A 22469-nucleotide genomic window follows, 5' to 3' on the forward strand; every position below is an offset into this window, starting at 1 on the left:
TTTCGCCTTCGTACCGACAGGTATCTTAGCCGCGCTCGCTGCGGAACCGTTCGCATGAGCCTGCCGCCTTGCCCGAGCGCCTCGTCATCATCCCCACCTACAACGAGCGCGAGAACATTCGCGAAGTCATCGCGCATGTGATCGGACTGCAACCTGCGTTCGACCTGCTCATCGTTGATGATGGCTCGCCAGACGGCACTGCTGAGCTGGTGAAAGCGGCCCAGGGCCTGCACCCGGGCCGCATCCATCTGATTGAACGAGCGGGCAAGCAAGGCCTGGGCACGGCGTACATCACCGGTTTCAAGTGGGCGCTGGCCAATGGCTACGGCTTCATCTTCGAGATGGACGCTGACTTCTCGCACAACCCCGAAGACCTGGTGCGGCTCTGGAGGGCCTGCGCCGATGGCGGCGATATGAGCGTAGGCTCCCGCTATGTGAAAGGCGGCCAGGTGCGTGATTGGAGCTGGGACCGCATCATCCTGAGCTACTGCGCATCGCTCTATGTGCGCGCCATCCTGTGGCTTGGCGTGCGCGACACCACGGCGGGCTTCGTGTGCTACACGCGTCGCGTGCTCGAAGCGCTGCCTTTGGATGAAGTGCGCTTCATAGGCTACGCCTTCCAGATCGAGATGAAGTACCGCACCCGGCGCAAGGGCTTCCGCATCGTTGAAGTGCCCATCACCTTCATCGACCGGGCCAAGGGCACCAGCAAGATGAACTCGAGCATCTTCCGCGAGGCCATCATCGGCGTGCTGCAGATGCGCTTCGGCGGATGGATCAAGTGATGCCATGGAGAAGCTGCTGATCCGCGATGCGCAGGTGGTGAACGAAGGGACCGTGCTCCACGCCGATGTGCTCGTGCATGGCGACCGCATCGAGCGCGTTGCGCCGGAAGGCATCGGGGCGGCGGCGGGCGCGAAGGAGCACGATGCTCGGGGCCGGCACCTCCTGCCTGGGGCCATCGACGATCAAGTGCATTTCCGTGAGCCGGGCCTCACGCACAAGGAGGACATCGCGCATGGGAGCGCGGCTGCGGCCGCGGGCGGCATCACCAGCTACATGGAGATGCCCAACACGGTGCCGCAGACGCTCACGCAGGAGCTGCTCGAAGAGAAATACCGGATGGGCGCTGCGAGCAGCGTGGTGAACTATTCCTTCTACATGGGCTGCGGCGCTGCCAACATCGAAGAGGTCGTTCGCACCGATCCGCGCATGGTATGCGGGCTGAAAGCATTCCTCGGCAGCAGCACCGGCGACATGGTGATCAGCGAAGCTGCCGCGCGCGACACGCTCTTCCGCCGTGCGCACATGCTCCTCGCCATCCACGCCGAGGATGACCCCACGATCAAGCTCGAACTGGAGAAGCGCATCGCCCGCTTCGGTCTTGATATCCCCATCGAGGAGCATCCGCTGATTCGAAGCGCCGAGGCCTGCTACACGAGCAGCAGTGAAGCGGTTGAGCGGGCGAAGGCCTTCGGCACACGGTTGCATGTGCTGCACATCAGCACGGCGCGCGAGCTGGAGCTCTTTGAGCCGGGCCCGTTGGACGCCAAGCGCATCACTGCGGAAGCGTGCGTGCACCATCTCTGGTTCACCGATGCCGATTACGCCGCCAAGAGCAGTTTGATCAAGTGGAACCCCGCCGTGAAGACTATGGCCGACCGGGACGCCATTCGCAGCGCCCTGCACGATGGCCGGATCGACTTGGTGGCCACCGACCATGCGCCGCACACGCTGAAGGAGAAAGCCCTGCCGTATGCGCAATGCCCCAGCGGCGGCCCCTTGGTGCAGCATGCCTTGCCTGCGATGCTGGAACTGGCGCGCCACGGAGTGCTCACCGTGCCGCACGTGGTGGAGAAGATGTGCCATGCGCCGGCACGGCTCTTCGACTTGGCTGACCGCGGTTATGTGCGCGAAGGCTGGAAGGCCGACCTGGTCCTCATTGACCTCGATGCGCCGTGGACCGTGACGCGCGAAGGGGTGCTGAGCAAGTGCGGCTGGTCGCCATTCGAAGGGGAGCGCTTCCACGCGCGCGTGCTGCGCACCTGGGTGAACGGCAGGCTCTGCTACGCAGAAGGAAGAGTGGATACATCCATGCGTGGAGAACGCCTCCGATTCGCCCGATGAAGGCACTGCTCATCATCACGATCCTGTTGCTCTCCGCATGCGAAGCAGAGGCCCCGCGGCCTGAGAACGTACTCGACCGTGAGCGATTCACGGAGGTGATGGTTGGCATGACGCTGCTCGAGGCGCGCATGAGCCAGGAGATGATGGTGGTGCCCGCTGACGCGCCGCCGATGGCACTCTACTACAAGGAGCTCTATGCAGAGCATGGCATCGATAGCGTTGCCTTCCGCAGGAGCTTCGACTATTACGCCATGCGTCCTGAGGAAATGAAGGCGGTCTACGATGAAGTGGTGGAGCGCTTGCGCCGCATGAAGGACGGCTGGTCTCAGCCCGCTGCGGCGAACGATACCGTGTTGGCCACGGATTCCTCGAGCGGCAGGAATTGATGCGCGAGCACGGCGGTGACCTTCGCGTTGCTGTAGGCGCGGGTGCTCAAAGCGCTCGACACCGTAGCCTTCGTGACCAGTGGCGATGATCCGGTGAGCAGCGAACGCATGCGCTCAGCGCGCCATGCCAAAGCGAGCATCCACGGCTTCGCCTCTGAGGCGGGTGGCTCCTGCCCGAAGCCTTCAGCCGCCAGCTCGAACAACCTCTTGTAGCTCGCATTCTCGCCGACGAGCAAATAGCGCTCGCCGGGAAAGCCCTGATCCATGAGCTTGCGCATGCAGGCCGCCACATCCCGCGCATCGACGAACGCATTCGACCCGCTGGTGTACCAGCGCGTGCCCTTCCGCAACCGCTCGATGAGCGTCATGCTGCTGCGCCCCGGCAACCCGGGACCGATGATCACGCTCGGATTCACGATCACGGCATCGAGGCCCTCCGCGATGCCGCGATGCACCTCGAGCTCTGCCAGATGCTTGCTGCGCGCATAATCGGAACTGTTGCGGCCATCCGTGAAGGCCATCGACTCATCGCGCATCACACCCTGTGGCGCGGCGCCGATCGAGGCCGTGCTGCTCACATGGCAGAGACGCTTCACGCCGGCCTCGAGCGCGGCATTCACCACATTGGCCGTGCCTTGCACGTTCACCGCATGCAGCGCGTCCGCCCTGCGCGGGTCGAAGCTCACCAGCGCAGCCGCGTGGTAAACGCGTTCCGCGCCATCCATCGCTTCAGCGAGGGCCACTGCGTCGAGCAGGTCCCCCTCGATCCATTCGATGCGATTCTCCAAATGCGCTGCGCCATAGTGCTTGAATACGCGCGCGACGATGCCCGTATCCGATGAGCCTCGTCGCAATGCCCGAACCGCGCGCCCATCGCGGAGCAATTCCAGCAACAGATGCGTGCCCACGATGCCAGTGGCGCCCGTGACAAGGTCCATGGCGCGCAAGGTAGGCGGGCGTTCCCGGCATCTACCTTCGCCGCCGCCCGTTCGCGGGCCTCTCGAAATGACCAACTACATCACCGAGCTCCGCTGGCGCGGACTACTGCACGACAGCATGCCCGGCGCCGAAGAGCAATTGGCCAAGGGCCCGCAGCGCGGCTACATCGGCTTCGACCCCACGGCCGACAGCCTGCACGTAGGCAACATGGTGCAGATCATGATGCTCGTGCATTTCCAGCGCTGCGGAAACACGCCCATCGCGCTCGTGGGCGGCGCCACCGGCATGGTGGGCGACCCCAGCGGCAAGAGTGCCGAGCGCAACCTGCTCGACGAGGACGCGCTGCGCCACAACCAGCATTGCGTGCAAGCGCAACTCGAGCGCTTCATCGACTTCACCGGCCCCAACGCCGCCGAGCTGGTGAACAACTACGACTGGTTCAAGGAGATGGGCTTCCTGCGCTTCATCCGCGAGGTGGGCAAGCACATCACCGTGAACTACATGATGGCCAAGGACAGCGTGAAGAACCGCCTGGAGACGGGCATCAGCTTCACGGAGTTCAGCTACCAACTGGTGCAGGGCTACGACTTCTACTGGCTATGGAAGAACAAGGGCTGCAACTTCCAGATGGGTGGCAGCGACCAGTGGGGCAACATCACAACGGGCACGGAATTGATCCGGCGCATGGGCGGCGAGGAAGCAGTGAGCAATCCCGCTTTCGCCATCACCACGCCGCTGCTCACCAAGGCCGATGGGAGCAAGTTCGGCAAGAGCGAGAGCGGGAATGTGTGGCTCGATGCCAAGCGCACATCACCCTACAAGTTCTACCAGTTCTGGATGAACGTGGGCGATGAAGAAGCCGCCAAGTGCCTGCGCATCTTCACCACGTGGGAGCGTGAGCGCGTGGAGGCCTTGATCGCGGAGCATGCCAAGGCGCCGCACCTGCGCGCGGTGCAGAAGGCGCTGGCGGAGGATATCACGCGGCGGGTGCATGGGGAGGCGGAGCTTTCGGCGGCTAAGAGAACGTCCGAGGCGCTTTTCGGGAACTCTAAGGATTTACTGCTCTCGCTTCCCGAGAAGTCGTGGGAGGATTTGCTTGATAGCCTTGACCACTATGAGACAGTTGTTAATCCGGATGTCTTCGAACCGAAAGGCGTGAGTCTGGAGCAGATTGAGAGGGGGATTCCGTTGGACAAGCTCTTTTGGCGTTGTCGCTTTCTTCCATCTGCAGGAGAAGCGCGCAGGGCTATTATGGAGGGGTCATTGTCAGTTAACAAGGAGAAGGTCGTCCCCAATCAGGGTGCATCATCGCAGTTGCTCGTGCATGGCAAATACCTCCTGCTGCAACGCGGCAAGAAGAATTACTTCCTGTTGAAGGTGGTGGGCTAAGCCTCCAGCAGCAGATTGCACCCCCTCGCATCACTGTTATCGAATCGCCCCAGCACCTCGAACGAGCCATCGGCGTGCAGGCGCCCGAGGTCCTGCGTGCTGATGAAGGGACAGCTCGCGATGTTGGCCAGGTCGAAGACATCGATGCCGCCGGTACGCCCAACAGGAACGGAAGCGAAAGGGTCATTCACCTCGCGGATGCGCACGCGCATCCACGGCGGGCAACGGTAAAGTCCATCGCCGATGCTCCAAGCCTGCGAGAGCAATTCGGTCATGCCGTATTCGCTGTGGATGGAGGGCACCTGAAACGCGTGCTTCAGGATGGCGTGCAGCTCTTCGCGCACGATCTCCGGCCTTCGTCCCTTCATGCCACCGGTCTCCATGAGGGTGGTGTGACGCAAGGGCATCGGGTGCTTCTCGGCCAGGTCGAGCAGCGCGAAGGTGACACCGAGGAGCAGGGTCTTGCGGCCCTCGGTTTCCGATCGTCTCAGCACCTCGGCAAGCTCATCGTACTGGTTCAGGTAGAAACCGCTTCGGGGGTCGCCGCTCGCAGCGACGAGCCTCTCAGCCATGTACACGAGCGAACTGCCCTGGCGCTCGAGGTAGGCCGGCAGCAGCGCTAGGATCCGCCATTCCGAAGGGCTTCCGTAAGCCGCAGAGAAGGAGCTCATGAAAGAGCGCTCGTAGTGCTCGGGCCAAGGCAACAGGTGCGTGCTGGCAATGCTGCCCGTGGTGCCGCTGCTCGTGAAAGTCAGGGCAGGTTCGAGCCCATCAAGGAGCACGCGCTGATTGCGGAAGACCGTGATGGGCAGGCAGGGGATGTCGGCTGCCCGTTCGACTCCGGTTCTCCCTGGCAGCGCCTCGAGGAAGGCCTTGTACACGGGGTTCCGTTCGGCATGCAGCCGGAAGAGGTCGATGGCCAGATGGTTGAAGGCAGCGGAGCTGTTCAGCGAGAATATGCGTTCGCGCAATTGAGGAAGGGTGCCGTCGAGGCGGGGCGTCATGCTACTTTTGGCCTATGCGCAACGCATTGATAAGGATCGCGAAAGTAGCCGGGGGCATGGCCGTGGCGCATGCGACGCTGATCGGATGCAAGAAGCCCGAGGTGTTCCCTCCGGAGCCCGCCATCGAGTTCAAGTCGTTCACGCAATTCGGCGATTCCGCCTCGCTGGTGATCGCCTTCACCGATGGCGATGGCGACATCGGCCTGAGTGATTCCGACAACCAGCCGCCCTTCGACACATCGAGCACCTATTACCACAACCTCTTCATCGAATACGACACGCTCGAGAACGGGACATGGCGCCGTGTGGAATTCACGCTCCCCCTGTACTATCGCGTGCCGGTGATCACGCCCACCGGGCAGAACAAGACGCTTGAGGGCGAGATTGCCGTGGCACTGAAACCGTGGCCATTGATTGGCTATCCAACGGGCTGGCCGGCGGACACCGTTCGATTCACCATCACGCTGGTGGACCGCGCCTTGCACGTGAGCAATGCGGTGGAGAGCCCCCAGCAGCGGATCGTCTATTGACCCTCACGGGTCCTCAGGCGGCCCGGTTCGTTCACCATGCAACTGCACCTGGAAGGATGGTTCCTTCTGCACTGGGCGCACGGCGCATCCAGGTCGTGCGGCATGAACTTCCCGCCCCTGCTTACAGGCGCCGCCATATCCTTCGTGCCTGGCGGACGGCAAACGAAAAGCCCCGCGTATCGCGGGGCTCTCTTGTTGGCCGACTAGGGCTCGAACCTAGACTCTTCTGAACCAAAATCAGACGTGTTGCCAGTTACACCATCGGCCAATACCGCCCTTCTCTCGAAAAGCGCGGCGAATGTAGCACCAGGCTCCGTTAAGCGCCAAACCCGCAAGGAGGCCCCCATGCTTCTTTCGGTACTTTCGCCGCTTCCCGAACGAGATCTCACGCATGGATTACAAGAAGCTGAACATCATTACCGGCTGGGCGGTGTTCCTGGTGGCGGCATGGACCTACATCTCCACCATCGAGCCCACGGCGAGCTTCTGGGACTGTGGGGAGTTCATCGCAACGGCTTACAAGCTGGAAGTGGGGCACCCGCCCGGCGCTCCATTGTTCATGATCCTGGGCCGCGTGGCCAGTGCATTCGTGGGGCCGGAGAATGTGCCGGTGGCCATGAACGTGCTGAGCGCGCTGGCCAGCGCTTTCACCATCCTCTTCCTGTTCTGGAGCATCACGCACATGGCGCACAAGCTCGCCGTGCGCGATAGCCGGGAGCTCACCATGGGCGCCGTTTACGCCATACTCGGCAGCGGAGCAGTGGGCGCATTGGCCTACACCTGGAGCGACAGCTTCTGGTTCAGCGCGGTGGAAGGTGAGGTGTACGCGCTCTCGAGCTTCTTCACCGCCATCGTGTTCTGGGCGATCCTCAAATGGGAGAGCGTGGCCGATGAGGCGCATAATATCCGATGGCTCATCCTCATCGCCTACCTCATGGGCCTGAGCATCGGGGTGCACCTGCTCAACCTGCTCTGCATCCCGGCCATCGCATTCGTGTACTACTTCAAGCGATACCCGGTAACGACCTGGGGCGTGGTGCTCACCTTCGTGGTCTCTGCGGTGATCCTGGGTGCCATCCAGGCGGTGATCATCCCTGGCTTGGTGAAATTGGCCGGCTGGTTCGAGCTCCGCTTCGTGAACGGCATGGGCCTGCCCTTCAACTCAGGCGTGCTGGTGTATGCGCTGCTCCTGATCGGCCTGACCACTTGGGGCCTGATCTGGACGCAGAAGAACGGCAAGGTGCTCTGGAACACGGTCATCCTGGGCGTGGCCGTGATCCTCGTGGGCTACAGCAGCTATGCCATGATCGTGGTGCGCAGCGTGGCCAATCCGCCCATCGACGAGAACAACCCGGAGAACGTCTTCAACCTGCTCAGCTACCTGAACCGCGAGCAGTACGGTGACCGCCCGCTGCTGATCGGCCAGTTCTGGGACAGCCCGTACAGCAACGAGCGCAAGGATGGCACGCCCGTGCACACCGCCACGTACGTGGTGGAGAAGGGCGGCAAGGCCGTTCAGAAGTTCTACGACCGATGGAGCGCCGACCATTTCGTGGAACTGAACCCCGGCCACACCGTGCGGCACGAGTACATCGTCACCGATGAGCGCAAAGGCTCCGAGGTGGTGTACGACCCCCAGTTCACCATGATGTTCCCGCGCATGTACAGCTCGAGCCCGAGCCACATCAGCGCCTATAAGAGCTGGAGCGAATTCAAGGGCATGGCCATGCGCGGCACCGATCGCCAGGGGCGCACCACCAAGATCTACAAGCCCACCCAACTGGAGAACCTCCGCTTCTTCGGCGCTTACCAGCTCGATTGGATGTACTGGCGCTACTTCATGTGGAATTTCGCGGGCCGCCAGAACGATGTGCAAGGCCACGGCGGCATCATGGATGGCAACTGGCTCACGGGCATCAAGGCCATCGATGAGCAGCGGCTGGGCAACCAGGATAAGCTGCCGTCGAGCATGACCCTCAACAAGGCCCTGAACAAATTCTACCTGCTGCCCTTGATCCTCGGCCTCGTTGGATTCGTGTACCAGTTGTTGCGGCATGGGCGCGATTGGAGCGTGGTCATGCTGCTCTTCTTCTTCACCGGTGTGGCGATCGTCATCTACCTCAACCAGACGCCATACCAGCCGCGCGAGCGCGACTACGCCTATGTGGGATCCTTCTATGCCTTCGCGATCTGGATCGGCTTGGGCGTGTTCGCGCTCTATGATGCCGCACGCGGAATCGCCATGCGCGACCTTGCTGTCGTGGCGGGCAGCGCGCTGGGACTGGCCGCGTTGAAGTTCATGGTCGAAGGTTTGGCCGATGATCACCACGCCGTGTCGTACATCCTGTTCTTCATGAGCGCAGTAGGGGTTGGTGCAGTGGCGCTCTTCGCAGGGCTCGGCAAGCTCATGCGCTCCGATGCCGCCCACGGCCTCTTGGCCACGATGATCGGCCTCGCGGTTCCTGCGGTGATGCTGGCCGATGGCTGGAACGACCACAATCGCGGGAACCGCTATCCAGCGCGCGACCTCGCCAGCAACTATCTGGAGAGCTGCGAGCCGAACGCCATCCTCTTCACCAACGGCGACAACGACACCTTTCCGCTCTGGTACGCCCAGGAAGTGGAGAACATCCGTACCGATGTGCGCGTGGTGAATCTCAGCCTGCTGAACACCGATTGGTACATCGACCAGATGCGCCGCAAGGCCTACAAGAGCGATCCGGTGCCTTTCTCCATCCCGCCCGAGAAGTACCGCCAAGGCACGCGCGATGCCGTCTATCTGGTGCCGCGCGATGAGAAGAACAGCCCGCCCATGGACCTCCGCAAGGCCATCGCCTACGCGATCAATGACAAGACCATGCAGAGCGCCGGCGGCGACCGCTATGCCATCATCCCTGCCGATGCCTTCACCATCCCGGTGGACAAAGCACAGGTGCTCGCCCGCAACGTAGTGGAGCCCAAGGACACTGCGCGGATCGTGGATGCCATCACCTGGCGCGTGGGCCGCAGCGCGGTGATGAAGAACCACTTCCTCGTGCTGGACCTGCTGGCCAACAATGATTGGTCGCGCCCCATCTACTTCGCGGTCACCACCGGGCCTGACAGCTACATCGGCCTGCAGGACCACTTCCAGCTTGAGGGCCTCACCTACCGCGTGGTGCCGCTGGTAACGCCCAGCGATCCGCGCACCGGCAGCGCTGGCGCAGTGGCCACTGAGCGCATGTTCCGCACGGTAACCGAGAAGTTCCGCTGGGGCAACATGGAGACCGAGGGTGAGATCTACCTCGATGAGAACATCCTGCGCATGACCACCAACCTGCGGCTGCAACTGAGCGCGCTGGCCGAGGAGCTCATCGCCGAGGGGCGCATGGAGGATGCGCGAGCGATCCTGAACCTCAGCATCGAGAAGATGCCCGACCGCAACGTACCGTTCGACCGGGTCCTACTCCCAACGGTTGAGGCCTTGTACGCCGTTGGCGACACGGCCACGGCCAACCGCGTGGCAGAGCGCCTCTTCACGATCATGGATGAGAACCTCGCATGGTTCATGAGCTTGGAGCCGCAGTTCATCAGGCCGCTCGAGAAGGAGGCGGATATCACGCACGCTGTCATGGGTCGCTTGGCTGAAGTAGCCACCAAGGAGGATAGCCTATTCGGTGCCCGCCTCGAGGCTCGCTTCCAAGCGGCCGACGAAGCCTTCCGCATGAGCAAGGTGGAACGGCTGCGGAAGACCTCGCGGATGCGCTTCTGAAGCCATGCTCCCGGTGAGGCCGCCCGCCCTGGCCCGTTTGCTCTGGCCCGGACTGCTGTGGCGCATGCCGTCAGAAGAGCGCGCGGTGTACCTCACCTTCGACGATGGCCCTACGCCCGGCATCACGGATTGGGTGCTGGAAAAGCTGCAGGAACATGGAGCGAGCGCCACCTTTTTCCTCGTGGGCGCGAATGCGGAGCGCCATCCGCAGCTCGTCGAGCGGATCAGGGCCGAGGGCCATTCCATCGGCAACCACACCTACAGCCACCTGAACGGATGGCGGACGCCCTTCGATGCCTACATCGCTGATGCGGCGCGCGCGCAAGACTTCGCTGAATCGCGGCTCTTCCGTCCACCGTACGGCCGCATCACGCGCAAGCAAGCGCGACGGCTCCGTGAACGCTTCACGGTGGTGATGTGGGATGCGCTCAGCATGGACTACGATGCGCGCGTGGCGCCCGAAGCGTGCCTGAGCAACGTGATTCGCCATGCGCGGGCCGGCTCCATCATCGTGTTCCACGACAGCCGCAAGGCGGAACCGAGCCTGCGGTACGCGTTGCCGGAGGCCCTGGAAGCGCTCGGTGCGATGGGCTTCCGGTTCAATGCGATCCCGCAGGCCGGGATCACTCGCCAGCGGAGGTGACCACGTACTCCGAGCGTCTATTCACGGCGTGCTCCTCTTCGCTGCACTGCACGCCCGGAACGCAATGGTTCAGCAGCCGCGTGGCTCCGAAGCCGCGTGCTTTCAACCGGTCCTTTGCGACCCCCTTCTGCATGAGGTGCGCTGCGATCGCATCCGCGCGTTTCTGGGAGAGCGCTTCTTGCTCCTGCTGGTCGCCGCGGGAATCGTTATGGACACCGATCTCGATTTTGATCGCGGGGTTCACGCCCAGCCGCTCCGCGAGCAGGTCGAGCTCCGCCTTCGCGCGCGGATCGAGCTGTGCGCTCTTCTCGGCCCAGCGCACGTGCTTAAGCGCTATGGGCTCGCCCATGGCGATCGGTTCCAGCACCAGTTCGCGCGCTTGCCCCAGGTCGATCACGCCGCTGCGCATGCCGATGGTGCTGATGGGGATGCTCAGGCTGAAATAACCCTGTTTCTCCACCACCACCTCGAATTCTTCGTTGGAAGGCAGGCGCATGCTCACGTCGCCACCGGCGCCGGTAAGCCTGCAATCGGAGCTGAAGCTGCTGAGATTCACGGCGCAGACCTTGGCGCCACCCACGAATCCCGGACCGTCCTTCTCGCGCACCGCGCCGCGCATCCAGACGCCGGCATCGGCCACCAGATGGATATCTCGCGAGGCGATGAGCTCACGTTCGATCGAAGCGGTGCTCAGGTGCTGTTCGCCATCGTACCGGCCCTTCATGCTGGCCGTGATCCGGTAGCTGCGGCCCTTGCGCACACTGAAGGTGTACTCACCCTTCGCGTCCGTGATGGTGCTCCCGACGAGTCCGCTTTCCAGGTCGATCAGCTTCACTTCGACCTCGGGCACCGGCGTATCGTGCTCATCATCGATCACGCGCCCCGTGACCAGGAAGCGCTCCTCGAGCGGCGAGAGCATCTCGAAGGCGTAGAGGTCGTCGTCACCGGAGCCGCCAGGCCGGTTGCTCGTGAAGAAGCCGCGCCTGCCTTCGGCATCGATGATGAAGGCGAAGTCGTCGCGCGGGCTGTTCACAGGAGCGCCCAGGTTCAGCGCGCCAGCGTATCGGCCGTCATCACCGCGCGTGGCGCGCAGGATGTCGAGCCCGCCCAACCCAGGGTGGCCGTTGCTGGCGAAGAAGAGGCTGCCATCGGTCGCCACGAACGGGAAGAGCTCGTTGCCCGGAGTGTTAATGGCCGCCCCCAAGTTGCTCGGCTCGCTCCATTGCCCATCGGCCAGCTCGCACACGTACAGGTCGCTGCCGCCTTGTCCTCCCGGCATGTCGCTCGAGAAGAAGAGCCAGCGGCCATCGGATGATAGGGCGGGATGCGCGATGCTCACCTCGGAATTGTTGTAAAGGAATTGCTCTTCCGCGCCATAGCCTGCCGCCGTAAGCTTCGCCTTGAATATGGCCAAGCGGCTCACCCCCCGCTGGCTGCGTCGCGCACGGCCCTTGTAGAAGTTGTTCCGTGTGAACCACAGCACATCTCCGGAAGCGCTGGCCGATGCAGGCCCTTCATGATAGCGCGTGTTCACCGTGCCTTCGAGCGGAGCCACGTTCGTCAGGTCGCCATTCGCGGTCACATCGGCCGTGAAGAGGTCGAGGAAGGGCTGTGCGTTCCATGCGGCGCGCCGCTCAATCAGCCCAGTGCCTTGGCGCGAGCTGCTGAAGACCACGCGCTTCGGGCCGATCCATGCTGCGGCAAGGTCGGCTCCCGAGGTGTTGATGCTAAGCCGCCGCACATTGAAGCGGTCCTGGTCCATCTGCAGCTTGCGCGCGAATAGCGCGATATTGCTGCGGCGTTCGATGCCCTCGGACTCGATCAGCGCCAAGTAACGGTCCATCCAGAGCTCTGCCTCCTCATAGCGCGCATTGGCCTTCAGGGCCTCCGCGTAGTGGTACAGGTCGATGGGCTCCCGGTTGAGGAACTTGACCACCACGGCGTACCAGCGTTCGGCCTCGGCCACATCGCCGAGCTTCGCGCTGCAGATAGCCAGGCGCTTGGTCACATGCTCGTTCACGGCGCCGAGCTCAGCGGCTGTGCGATAGAGCTCAGCCGCGCGCGCATAGGCCATCTGCGCGTAGTAGCGATCAGCCTCGCGCACGTATGGGTCGGTATTGCGCTGCGCCCATGATGGAGAAGCGGCGATCAGCAAGAGGGTGAGCAACAGCGCGCGCATGGGATCAGAAGTGCCGCGGCGAGGAGGCCCGTCCGGTGAAGAAGCGCAGATCGTAGTTGAGCATGAGCTCGTGCGTGCCGGCATTGTAGGCGCCGATGCGCGTGGTGGTGAGGTCGAAGGCGTAACCGATCCGCAGCTGATCGCTCACCTGGTATTGGCCCAGCACACCAAAGGCGTTGCCCACCCGGTACATGCCACCCAACCAGATGCGCTCGCGAAAAAGGAAGTTGGCGTTCACATCCACCGATAGCGGAGCGCCTTGCACCATGCGCAGCATCATCGAGGGCTTGAACTTCACGCTGCGGTCGATATCGATCACATAGCCAGCTGCGAGGAACCAATGCCTGCGCTCCACGGCGGTCACGATGCCCGCGGCGGGCACCGCGTCAATCTCGTTCTGGAGCAGCTTAGGCGCGCTGAGGCCGACATAATAGGTAGGTGAATGCCAGAACACGCCGAAGCCGAAGTTCGGCAGCCACTTCCCTTGCACGCTCGCATTGGCGGCATCGGGATCAACGGTGGCCAGCGTCGCCAAATCGGCTTGATACAGGTTGGCGCCGCCTTTCAAACCGAATGCAAGGCGGGTGGTCTTGCCGGTGCGGATGCGGTAAGCGCAGTCGCCATAGAAGCCGGTCTGCCGTGTAGGGCCGATCCGGTCGTTGAGCACCGAGAGGCCCATCGAAATGCTCTCCGTCTTCAGGGGCGTGTGGGCCAGCAGGGTCTGCGTGCTCGGCGCCCCGGCGAATCCCACCCATTGATGGCGGCTCAGGGCCATTGCCGTGAAGATGTCCGCGCTGCCCGCATAGGCCGGGTTCACGGCCAGCATGTTGAACATGTACTGGCTGTAGAGCGGGTCCTGTTGCGCATGCGAGGCGCGAACGCCAGCGAGCGCAAGGGCGAGAACGGCTATGTGGACGCTGCACCTCATCGGTTCAGGTAGATGAAGCCCGTGAGCGCATCCTTGCCGTTGCCCAAGTCGAGCACATAGAAGTAGGTGCCTGCGGGAGCCTCGCCCTGCGCGGTGCTGCCGTCCCACACCACCGCCTTGTTGTCGTAGTCCGAAGCCTCATACAGCTTTGCGCCCCAGCGGTTGAAGATGATGATGCTATTGCTCGGGAAGCCTTCGATGCCGGGGATCACGAAACGGTCGTTGGTGCCATCGTCGTTGGGTGAGAAGCTCTCCGGAACGAACACGTCGTTGGCGAAATCGCACGGGGTGGCTCCAGTGATGCGCACTTCGGAGCAGCCGTATTGATCACGTACGATGGCCTCGAAATCCTGACTGGTGAGCAGCGGCTCACTGGTGAAGGTGAATGGTGCCGATGCGCTGATGCTACCCGAGAGGCCGGTCACTTCATAGGATGCCGCATCGCCGTCCGTGATGATGAAGGTGACCACGTACGTGCGGTCGCGCGTGATGCAGTCGCGCTGCACATCGCTAACCTCGACCCCGCCCACCACATTCACGCTCACCTGTGCCGTGGCCGGCGCACACCCGGGAACATTCACCGTGTAGCTATAGGCATAGGTTCCCGGATTGATGCTCATGGTGTTGAGCGTTCCGCCCGAAAGGCCGCCGGACCCATTCAAATCCTGCCATGCACCACCGGCTTGCGGCGAGCCTTGCAGCCCGGTGAAGAGGTCGAGCGACTGCAGCGTATCGCAGGCGAGCAAGGCGCCATCCGATCCAGCGTTGGGCGGTTCATTCACGGTGATGCTCACCACAGCGCTCGCGTCGGCACATGGTGCGGTGCCTGCAACCGTATAGGTGTAATCGCCGGGCGCGTGCGTTCCGGGGATGAAGAAATCGCCGTGCGCTTGGCCGCTCGGATCAGTCCAGCTCCCATCCACATCCGGATCGCCGCTTAGTTGATCGAAGAGGTCAATTGAGCTCGATGTGCTGCAGAGCGTGAGGCTCGCACCCATGCCCGCCACGGGATAAGGCGCTGCCGTGACGCGCACGACGGCCGTGACCAAGCCGCAATTGGGGTCGTTGATGGTGTAGGTGAAGGGAAACTGCCCGCCGAAGGGCAACAAGCTCGGGTTCAAGATGCCGTTGGGGCCGAGCGCACCGGTTCCGAATCCATCGGTCCATGAACCGCCCGTCTGCGGGCTTCCGCTTAAAGCGGTGAAGAGGTTGAAGGCCGTGAGGTTGCCGCAAACCACAACGATGCTATCGCCGCCCGCTGCGCCGCCCACGCCCACCTCCACCGTGATGGCGGCCACCGAAGTGGTGCATGGCGAGATGCCTGCTACCGTGTACGTGAATGGCCAGTTTCCATTGCCAGCAACGGAGGGGTCGAAGCTGCTGCCAATGAGCGCGCCCGATCCGTTCACATCATTCCAAATCCCGCCGGTTTGAGCACCTGCCCCTAAAGCGGCGAAGAGATTGATGTCCGTTTGAGTGAGGCAGGCCTGAAGGGTATCACTCGTCCCGGCGTTGGTGGCGGGATTCACCGTGAGCGTGAGCGTTGCGCTGGCATTCGGGCAGGGAGCATCACCAACAACGGTGTAGAGGTACTCGCCCGGCAAATCGCTCGCGGGATCGAAGTTCTCACCGTGCGGCACATTGCCGCCAGTCACATAAACCCATGAACCGCTGGCCGCAGGCTGCCCCCCCAAGAGGGTCCGCATCAAGACGGTGCCGCTGTTGCTGCAAAGGGCTACGGAGGCATTCGTTCCGGCATTCGGCGCCTGCGGTTCGGTTACCACGACAGTGGCCGTTGCGTTGGGGCATGGGTTGTTGCCTGGAACGGTGTACACATAATTGCCGGGCGAGTCGAACTGAGGGTTGTACACGCCGCTGTGGCTGATTGCAGGCACAACAGAGGTGTACTGCCAGCTGCCGCCAGCCTGCGCATTCGGCCCCAGCAATCCGAACAGGTTGAAAGGCCCATCGGTAGAGCAGATCGAGAATGGGGCGCTCAGACCGGCGTTCGAGGCTGGAGTGACGGTCAGCTCAACCGTAGCCGTATCAGCAGGGCAGATGCCGCCGCCACCCACTACATAATGGAACACCCCGGATCCATTGCCCGGGAAATAGGTGGCCGGTATCGCGACCCAGTCCTGATTGAACCATTGGCCACCGGCATCCGGCCCGCCCGAAAGGCCATTGCCCAAATTGATCGGTGCACTGATGGAACACGAAGACAACTGGTTGCCCACGCCCGCCCACGGCCCATCGAGCACCTCGATCGTCACACGGGCGGTATCGCCCAGGCATTGCGGCAGCGAGGGCAGCACGTAATCGAATCGCCAAGTTGTGCCGCCCGCGACGGCGCCCGTGTTGAAGGTGAAGCAGCCATTCACGCCCGATGCGTTATCCACGTTCACGAAGCAGCCGCCTGCTTGCGGAGATCCGCCCAGCAGGCCGAACAGGTCGAGCACATCGCCGCGGCAGGCTTGCACGGAACTATCGCCGCCCGCATCAAGCGCTGTGACGATGCCCAGGCTCACGGTTGCGCTCGCGGCCGGGCAAGGGCCATCGGCAGCATGCGCATACGTGAACGTGCAGCCTTGGCCAGCAACCAAGGCGCTCGCGTCATAGCTTCCTCCAGTGAGCACGCCGAGCCCGCAGTTGTTGCTCCAGAGCCCTCCGGGGGTGTAGTCACTGAGGCCATCGAACAGGTCGATGCTTGTTGATCCTTCGCATGCCGTAATAGAACCGCCAACACCTGCAACTGCCTGCTCCGTGATGGTGATTACCACCGTGGCGCTCAGGTCCGTGCACGGAAAGACTCCCGGAACCGTGTAGGTGTACTGCCCTTGCGCGGCCGTATCCGGATCGATCACCGGGCCGATGGGATTGTTGTTATAGGTCCACGCGCCGTTGCCATCGGGCGTGCCGCCCAGCAAGGTGATGAGCGCCACCGGACCTTGGCTGCTGCACAAGGGGCCGAGCGTGGAAATGCCGGGATTCGGGGCTGCGCTCTCCAACACATTCACGAAGGCGCTGTCGTTGGCACAAGGGCTCGTGCCGAAAACCTTGTACTTGTATTGGCCAGGCTGCGAAACACCGGGCGTGTAGGTGCCCAAACCGCTATGGACGGCGCCGGTCGGATCATACCAGGTGCCTCCTGGCTGCGGTACTCCTTGCAGGAGATTGATGAGCTGGAAGGACGGGGCGTTGCCGCACACCTGAGCCACACCGTTCCCGCCAGCATCCACGGCCGTGAATTGCTGTACCGTAACGTAAGCCGAATCAGCGGCGCAACCGCTATTGCCCGGCACGCGGTACTTGTATGCGCCGCTCACATCGATGCCGGGCGAGAAGATCCCCGTGTGGATGCCGCCTGATGGGTTGAACCATGCGCCGTTGGCATCCGGAGTACAGGTCAAGAGGTTGAACAAGAGAAAGGGTGGCGCGTTGCTGCAGGTGGTTGTCAGCGCATCACAGCCCGCAATCGGCTGGGCATGGATCGTGACTACGACCACAGCCGAATCCTTCGGGCACCCGCCGTTGGCCGCGTGGCGGTACACGTAATTGCCCGATTGATCGATGCTCGGCAGCACTGTTCCCGAATGAGGCGTGACGCTGTTGAAGAACCACTGACCGCCCGTCATCGCGGTTGGCCCGAGCAGCGGGAATAGCGGTGTAGCGCCATCGGTCTCGCACAACGGAATGCTCGTTCCCACGCCAGCTTCACGGAAAGGCGTGATCGTTACCGTGAGCGCAGCCGTGGCCACCGGGCAACTGCCTGTGCCCGCCAACACGTATTCGTAGGTGCCCGGCAAACTTGTGCCTGGCGTGAAGACCTGGCTCACGCTGGCGGTGCTCGGCAATGGGCCGCGCCAGGTTCCGCCCTCCTCCGGATTGCATCCGAGGAATAGGAGCATGTCGAACGCACCGTCATTGGAGCATTTCGTCACTGCGCCATTGCAGCCGGCATTGCCGGGAGTGCCAACGGCTACGGTCACATTGCTCGATGCTGAGCCGCAGCCGTTCGTCACCGTGTAGGTGTACAAGCCGGGAGTGCTCACCCCGGGGGTGAAGGAGCCATTGAACGGCGGATTGCCCAACGAAGCAGGCCCTTCCCAAGTACCAAAGGGATCGGGCGAGCAGCCCAGATAGTTGAAGAGATTCACCGTGGCGCCACCGGTGCAGAGCGAAGCCGGGCCTGGGCAACCGGCATTCGGCGCAGGATCCACGAAGACACTCACGAGGGCGGTGTCGTTCGCGCAAGGCGCGTTGCCCGCAACCACATACAGATAATCGCCTGGCGCGCTCGAGCCGGGCGTGAAAATCCCGGAAGGGTGAGGCACCAAACCAGGCGCGAGCCAGAAGCCGTTGTTGTCCGGATTGCAGGTAAGGCCTGAGAAGAGCAGGAAGGGTGTTGAGTTGGTGCAGGTACTCACTGATGCGTTGCAGCCTGCATTCGCGCGTGTTGTCACGCTCACCGTGAGTGATGCGGAGACCTGGGCGCAAGGTGGAGTGCCCGCGACCCTGTACTCATAGACGCCTTGTGCATCGAGCCCTGGCGTGAAGGTGGGGCCGTGGGGCGTGTTATTGAAGAACCATTGCCCACCGGCATCCGGATTGCCATTGAGCGCGGCTGTCATGTTGAAGGCCGGATCGTTGCTGCAAGCCTGAACAGCGTTGGGCAGGCCGGCGTTTGGACCATCCACCTCAGTGACCGTCACCGATGCGAACACGGTTGTACAGGGCGATGCTTGGTTGAAGACGTAGAAGAAGGTGGCGGGAAAGTGGATGGTAGGGTTGTAGCTCGGTGACGCGGGCGCTCCTCCTGGAGAATCACGACGCCACTGACCACCGGTCGGCTGCGGCGAGCACCCCAGATAATCGATCAGCGGAAATGAAGTGTTCTCCGTGCTGCAGAAGACAGCAGTGCCATCGCAGCCCGGATTCGCCGCCGGCGTCACGTTCACGGTCACCGTCGCAGAATCAGCAGCGCAGCTCAGCGCCCCCGTGAGGCGGTAACGGAACTGATAGCTGCCGGGAGCGGCGACCTGCGTGGCGTTGAAGAACTGTCCGCTCAAAGCACCTGTGCTGTTCAAGTCGATCCACTGACCGCCCGGCTGGGGATTGCCGCCCAATCCATTGAAGAGGTTCACCGCGCTGTTGCTGCTGCATGCGGGCAGCGTGCCATCGGTGCCTGCATCGAGCAAGGCCACGATGATCACATCCACATCCGCATGGTCGGCGGCGCAGCTTCCGATGCCTGGTACTTCATAGCGGAACTCGTAGGTCCCTGGCGGCAGGCTGCCGCAGTTGAAGAAGTTATCGCTGAGCTGGCCCGTGGGAGTGCCTTGTTCGGTCCACGTTCCATTCGGGTCGAAGCTGCCTGTGAGCACGGTGAAAAGATCCACGCTGGCTGTGCCTTGGCATATGGTGATGCTGCCATCGCCACCAGCGTTCGGTGCTGGATTGATCGTGACATTGATTGTGGCGCTAGCATTCGCACATGGCGCCGTGCCTGGAACCGTGTACACATAATCGCCCGAAGCATCGGTCGCCGGATTCAAGAAGCCCGAATGCGCACCGCCCGGCCCGCCCCAGGTACCACCATTGTTCGGATTGCCACTGAGCTGCATGAACAGGTTCACCTGCCCTTGGTTGCTGCACCGTGTGATCGAACCTCCCGTGCCAGGGTTCGGCGCCGTGGTCACGCTCACCGTTACCACAGCGCTTGCCGCCAAGCATGGCGTCAATCCCGGCACCGTGTAGGTGTATCCACCTGGCGCGCTCTGCCCCGGCGTGAATGTGCCGCTATGCGCGGTTCCGTTCGGTCGTGTCCAGCTGCCACCGCCATCCGGATTGCCGCCGAGCACATTGATCAGATCGAAGGGCGCATCATTGCTGCAGGCCACCGTCGCGGCGTTGGTTCCGGCGTTGGGCGCCTGGTTCACGTTCACCGTCACGGAGCTTGTATCATTCACGCACGGCGACGTGGCGAGCACCACGTACTTGTAATTACCCGGCGCAGTGGTGCCCGGCGTGAAGGTGCCAGATACGGGCTGGTTCGCGGCATCGAGCCAAAGGCCCGTGCCATTCGGATTGCCGCCGAGCACGCCCAGCATATCGAAGGGCGCATTGGTGCTGCACACGGTGATGGTCCCGTTCACCCCGGCGTTCGGTGCGATAACGCGGGTCACCTGCACTACAGCGCTCAATGGGCCGCAGGGGCTGTCGCCTTGCACGGTATAGGTGTAGTTGCCGCCCGCTTGTGTGCCCGGTTGATAGGTGCCGTTGTGCGCACCGCCTCCAGGCGCTGTCCATGTGCCGCCGGTTTGCGGATTGCCGCCCAGCAGGCTGAAGAGATCAACCGCTGCATCGCTGCTGCACACCGTGATGCTGCCGTTGGTTCCAGGATTCGGCGGTGCAACCACGTTCACAGTGACCGTGGCCGTCGCGGGCACGCATGGCGCCAGGCCCGTGACGGTATACGTGTAAACGCCCGGCGTGCTTGATGCGGGATTGAATGTCCCGCCAAAGGCCCCGCCGCCCGGAGCAGTCCACGTGCCTGTGGCATTCGGCGAGCCGCCGAGCAATCCGATGAGGCTGAACGATGCATCGTTTCCGCAAACGGTGATGCTGCCGCTGGTGCCTGCACTCGGCGCGGGATTCACGGTCACGTTGATCGTTGCTGCGGAGTTCGTGCATGGCGCAAGGCCCGCAACGGTGTAGGTGTAAGAGCCCGGCGGATCGCTCGCCGGATCGAAGGATCCATTGTGGGGTCCGCCTGGACCGGTCCAAGTGCCTCCGACATCCGGATTGCCCGTGAGCAGCGCGAAGAGATCCACGATCGGGTCGTTCGAGCACCGCGTGATGCTGGTTCCGGCACCGGCATTTGGTGCCGTGTTCACGACAACACCAACCGTGGCGCTGGTCGGAGCGCATGGCGGCACGCCTGTCACGGTGTAGGTATAAGTGCCCGGCAAACTGCTACCGGGGGTGAAGCTGCCCGAATGCGGGTTATTCAGCGGATCTCGCCACGTGCCACCCACATTCGGGCTTCCGCCCAAGGCCGTGAACAGGTTGAAGACGCCATCGGTGGAGCAGAGTGTGATGCTGCCATTGGTCCCCGCATCAGGCCGCTGGTTCACCGCGATCATGAGCGTCGAGGAAGCATCCGCGCACGGTCCAGTGCCTGCCACGGTGTACACATAGGCCCCAGCAGGATCGCTCGCTGGGTTGAACTGATTGCCATGCGGACCACCGGGACCCACCCAGCTTCCGCCGCCATCGGGCGTTCCGAGCAGTTGCGCCACCATGCTGAAGGGTGCATCATCGCTGCATACCGTCATGCTGCGCGATTGGCCAGCATTGGGCGTGGTGGTTTGCAGCACCGTTACCGTGCTCACGGCTGAAGGACAAGGCGGCGCACCGGGCACCGTATAGGTGTACACACCGGGCGTTGATGTGCCGGGTGTATAGGTGCCCACTACGGGACCGCCGCCGGGACCTGTCCACGCGCCGGTGGGCTGCGGACTGCCGCCGAGCACGCTGAACAGTTGAAAGGCAGCATCGTTGCTGCATACGCTTGTACTTCCGCTCGTGCCCGCGTTGGCCGGCTGGTTCACCGTAACGATCACCGTGGCCGATGCATTCGCGCAAGGCGGGGTGCCGGTGACCGAATAGGTATACGTGCCTGCTGGATCCGATGCCGGATTGAAGGTGCCGCTGTGGGCTCCGCCCGGACCCGTCCACGATCCTCCGGGATCAGGTGACCCTCCGAGGAAATTAATCAGCGCCGCAGATGATCCAGTCGCACAGAACGTGGCCGTTCCATTCGTGCCCGCGTTCGGCGCCTGCACCTTGGTCACGGTCACCGTGGCGCTGGCATCCGGGCAAGGAGCGGTGCCCGCATGCGTATAGGTGTAAACGCCGCCGGGGTCGTTGGTCGGGACGAATGTTCCGCTGTGCGGCGCACCACCGGGAGCAGTCCAAGCTCCCCCCGCATCGGGTGAATCACCAAGCAGGTTGAAGAGATTCACATTCGCCCCGTTCGAGCAAACCGTGCTATTGCCGTTGGTGCCCGGCCATGGTGTGGTGACGATGCGCGCGAACCAGCCCGCAGCATTGCCCACCGCGTCGCTCCGCCAACGGAAGGTGAGGCAACCCGAAGCATCAGAACTGGTGAAGGTGAGGCCGGCGAGTGAGTTCGTGCTGGTGCCGGCATTGAGCAATGGGCCAAGGATGCCCACGCCGTCGAAGACCTCCAATTGGTCGCCTGGAGGCAGGCCGCCCGCGATATTCCATGTGATGAACCGGACCGAAGTGGACGGACCGGATCCTGCGCCACCGGTTGGACAGATGGTGACAGTGACATCCTCATTATTGCCGTAGTTGCCGGCGCCGCCGCCCGAGTCATAGAACTCCCCCGTGCAGGCGTCGAATTGCTGATCCTGATCAGCGATGCACACCTGGCCAGCGGCGTCCATGGCTCCAGAGAGCAGCAGAGCTCCGAGCATCAGGCGCGTAGTCATACTGGATAGGAAGTTCAAGGTGCCCAAGGGAGTGCCCAGCGGTTTCGCGAAAAGGGGCCGCAAAGTACGGCAGT

At 62.9% G+C, this 22469-nt stretch carries 12 protein-coding genes and 1 tRNA gene; 7 read left to right on the top strand and 6 right to left on the bottom strand.

What is annotated here, in order from left to right:
• The first annotated feature begins 68 nt into the window (after positions 1-68).
• Genes IPM12_05075 through IPM12_05085 form a run of 3 tightly spaced genes read left to right on the top strand, consistent with a single transcriptional unit; the run spans position 69 to position 2513 of the window.
• Positions 69-785, top strand: a complete 717-nt coding sequence (locus IPM12_05075; protein MBK9147182.1) for a polyprenol monophosphomannose synthase — start codon at positions 69-71, stop codon at positions 783-785.
• Positions 786-789: 4 nt separating this feature from the next.
• Positions 790-2127 carry a dihydroorotase gene (locus IPM12_05080; protein MBK9147183.1) on the top strand — a complete coding sequence of 446 codons (1338 nt, stop codon included), beginning with the start codon at positions 790-792 and terminating at the stop codon, positions 2125-2127.
• Entirely contained in the window at positions 2124-2513 is a 390-nt protein-coding gene (locus IPM12_05085) for a DUF4296 domain-containing protein (GenBank protein MBK9147184.1), read from the top strand. The genes IPM12_05080 and IPM12_05085 overlap by 4 nt, the downstream gene beginning before the upstream one ends.
• Here IPM12_05085 and IPM12_05090 read toward each other — a convergent pair.
• Positions 2453-3451: an NAD-dependent epimerase/dehydratase family protein gene (locus tag IPM12_05090; protein ID MBK9147185.1), complete on the bottom strand. Its 999-nt coding sequence runs from the start codon at positions 3449-3451 to the stop codon at positions 2453-2455. The two genes, IPM12_05085 and IPM12_05090, sit on opposite strands and share 61 nt — an antisense overlap.
• Before the next feature lie 67 nt (positions 3452-3518).
• Between IPM12_05090 and IPM12_05095 the strand changes: the two genes are divergently transcribed.
• Entirely contained in the window at positions 3519-4841 is a 1323-nt protein-coding gene (locus IPM12_05095) for a tyrosine--tRNA ligase (protein ID MBK9147186.1), read from the top strand.
• Here IPM12_05095 and IPM12_05100 read toward each other — a convergent pair.
• A complete protein-coding gene (locus tag IPM12_05100) occupies positions 4838-5845 on the bottom strand; it encodes an acyl transferase (protein MBK9147187.1) in 1008 nt (335 codons plus the stop codon). The genes IPM12_05095 and IPM12_05100 overlap by 4 nt on opposite strands.
• Positions 5846-5859: 14 nt before the next feature.
• On the opposite strand from IPM12_05100, the gene IPM12_05105 reads away from it, so the two are divergent.
• Positions 5860-6375, top strand: coding sequence for a hypothetical protein (locus IPM12_05105; protein ID MBK9147188.1), 516 nt, complete (start codon positions 5860-5862; stop codon positions 6373-6375).
• Between the two features lie 195 nt (positions 6376-6570).
• Here the strand turns inward: IPM12_05105 and IPM12_05110 are convergent.
• Positions 6571-6643 (bottom strand) — tRNA-Gln (locus tag IPM12_05110).
• Between the two features lie 123 nt (positions 6644-6766).
• On the opposite strand from IPM12_05110, the gene IPM12_05115 reads away from it, so the two are divergent.
• The gene (locus IPM12_05115; protein ID MBK9147189.1) at positions 6767-10126 is read left to right on the top strand and encodes a DUF2723 domain-containing protein; all 3360 of its coding nucleotides are present in this window, start codon (positions 6767-6769) and stop codon (positions 10124-10126) included.
• 4 nt (positions 10127-10130) lie between these two features.
• Positions 10131-10769: a polysaccharide deacetylase family protein gene (locus IPM12_05120; GenBank protein ID MBK9147190.1), complete on the top strand. Its 639-nt coding sequence runs from the start codon at positions 10131-10133 to the stop codon at positions 10767-10769.
• On the opposite strand, the gene IPM12_05125 is transcribed toward IPM12_05120, so the two are convergent.
• Genes IPM12_05125 through IPM12_05135 form a run of 3 tightly spaced genes read right to left on the bottom strand, consistent with a single transcriptional unit; the run spans position 10750 to position 22395 of the window.
• Complete coding sequence (locus tag IPM12_05125) at positions 10750-12948, bottom strand: OmpA family protein (GenBank protein MBK9147191.1); 2199 nt, start codon at positions 12946-12948, stop codon at positions 10750-10752. The two genes, IPM12_05120 and IPM12_05125, sit on opposite strands and share 20 nt — an antisense overlap.
• 4 nt (positions 12949-12952) lie before the next feature.
• Positions 12953-13876: a type IX secretion system membrane protein PorP/SprF gene (locus tag IPM12_05130; GenBank protein MBK9147192.1), complete on the bottom strand. Its 924-nt coding sequence runs from the start codon at positions 13874-13876 to the stop codon at positions 12953-12955.
• Entirely contained in the window at positions 13873-22395 is an 8523-nt protein-coding gene (locus tag IPM12_05135) for a gliding motility-associated C-terminal domain-containing protein (GenBank protein MBK9147193.1), read from the bottom strand. The genes IPM12_05130 and IPM12_05135 overlap by 4 nt, the downstream gene beginning before the upstream one ends.
• Between the last annotated feature and the right edge of the window lie 74 nt (positions 22396-22469).

It is taken from the genome of Flavobacteriales bacterium, assembly GCA_016716605.1.
GTDB lineage: Bacteria > Bacteroidota > Bacteroidia > Flavobacteriales_F > PHOS-HE28 > PHOS-HE28.

Excerpts from the sequence above, each read along its gene's own strand:
- IPM12_05105 (MBK9147188.1), top strand. The coding sequence starts at position 5,860 with ATGCGCAACGCATTGATAAGGATCGCGAAAGTAGCCGGGGGCATGGCC.
- IPM12_05100 (MBK9147187.1), bottom strand. The coding sequence starts at position 5,845 with ATGACGCCCCGCCTCGACGGCACCCTTCCTCAATTGCGCGAACGCATA.
- IPM12_05115 (MBK9147189.1), top strand. The coding sequence starts at position 6,767 with ATGGATTACAAGAAGCTGAACATCATTACCGGCTGGGCGGTGTTCCTG.
- IPM12_05135 (MBK9147193.1), bottom strand. The coding sequence starts at position 22,395 with ATGACTACGCGCCTGATGCTCGGAGCTCTGCTGCTCTCTGGAGCCATG.
- IPM12_05080 (MBK9147183.1), top strand. The coding sequence starts at position 790 with ATGGAGAAGCTGCTGATCCGCGATGCGCAGGTGGTGAACGAAGGGACC.
- IPM12_05120 (MBK9147190.1), top strand. The coding sequence starts at position 10,131 with ATGCTCCCGGTGAGGCCGCCCGCCCTGGCCCGTTTGCTCTGGCCCGGA.
- IPM12_05095 (MBK9147186.1), top strand. The coding sequence starts at position 3,519 with ATGACCAACTACATCACCGAGCTCCGCTGGCGCGGACTACTGCACGAC.
- IPM12_05090 (MBK9147185.1), bottom strand. The coding sequence starts at position 3,451 with ATGGACCTTGTCACGGGCGCCACTGGCATCGTGGGCACGCATCTGTTG.
- IPM12_05130 (MBK9147192.1), bottom strand. The coding sequence starts at position 13,876 with ATGAGGTGCAGCGTCCACATAGCCGTTCTCGCCCTTGCGCTCGCTGGC.
- IPM12_05125 (MBK9147191.1), bottom strand. The coding sequence starts at position 12,948 with ATGCGCGCGCTGTTGCTCACCCTCTTGCTGATCGCCGCTTCTCCATCA.
- IPM12_05085 (MBK9147184.1), top strand. The coding sequence starts at position 2,124 with ATGAAGGCACTGCTCATCATCACGATCCTGTTGCTCTCCGCATGCGAA.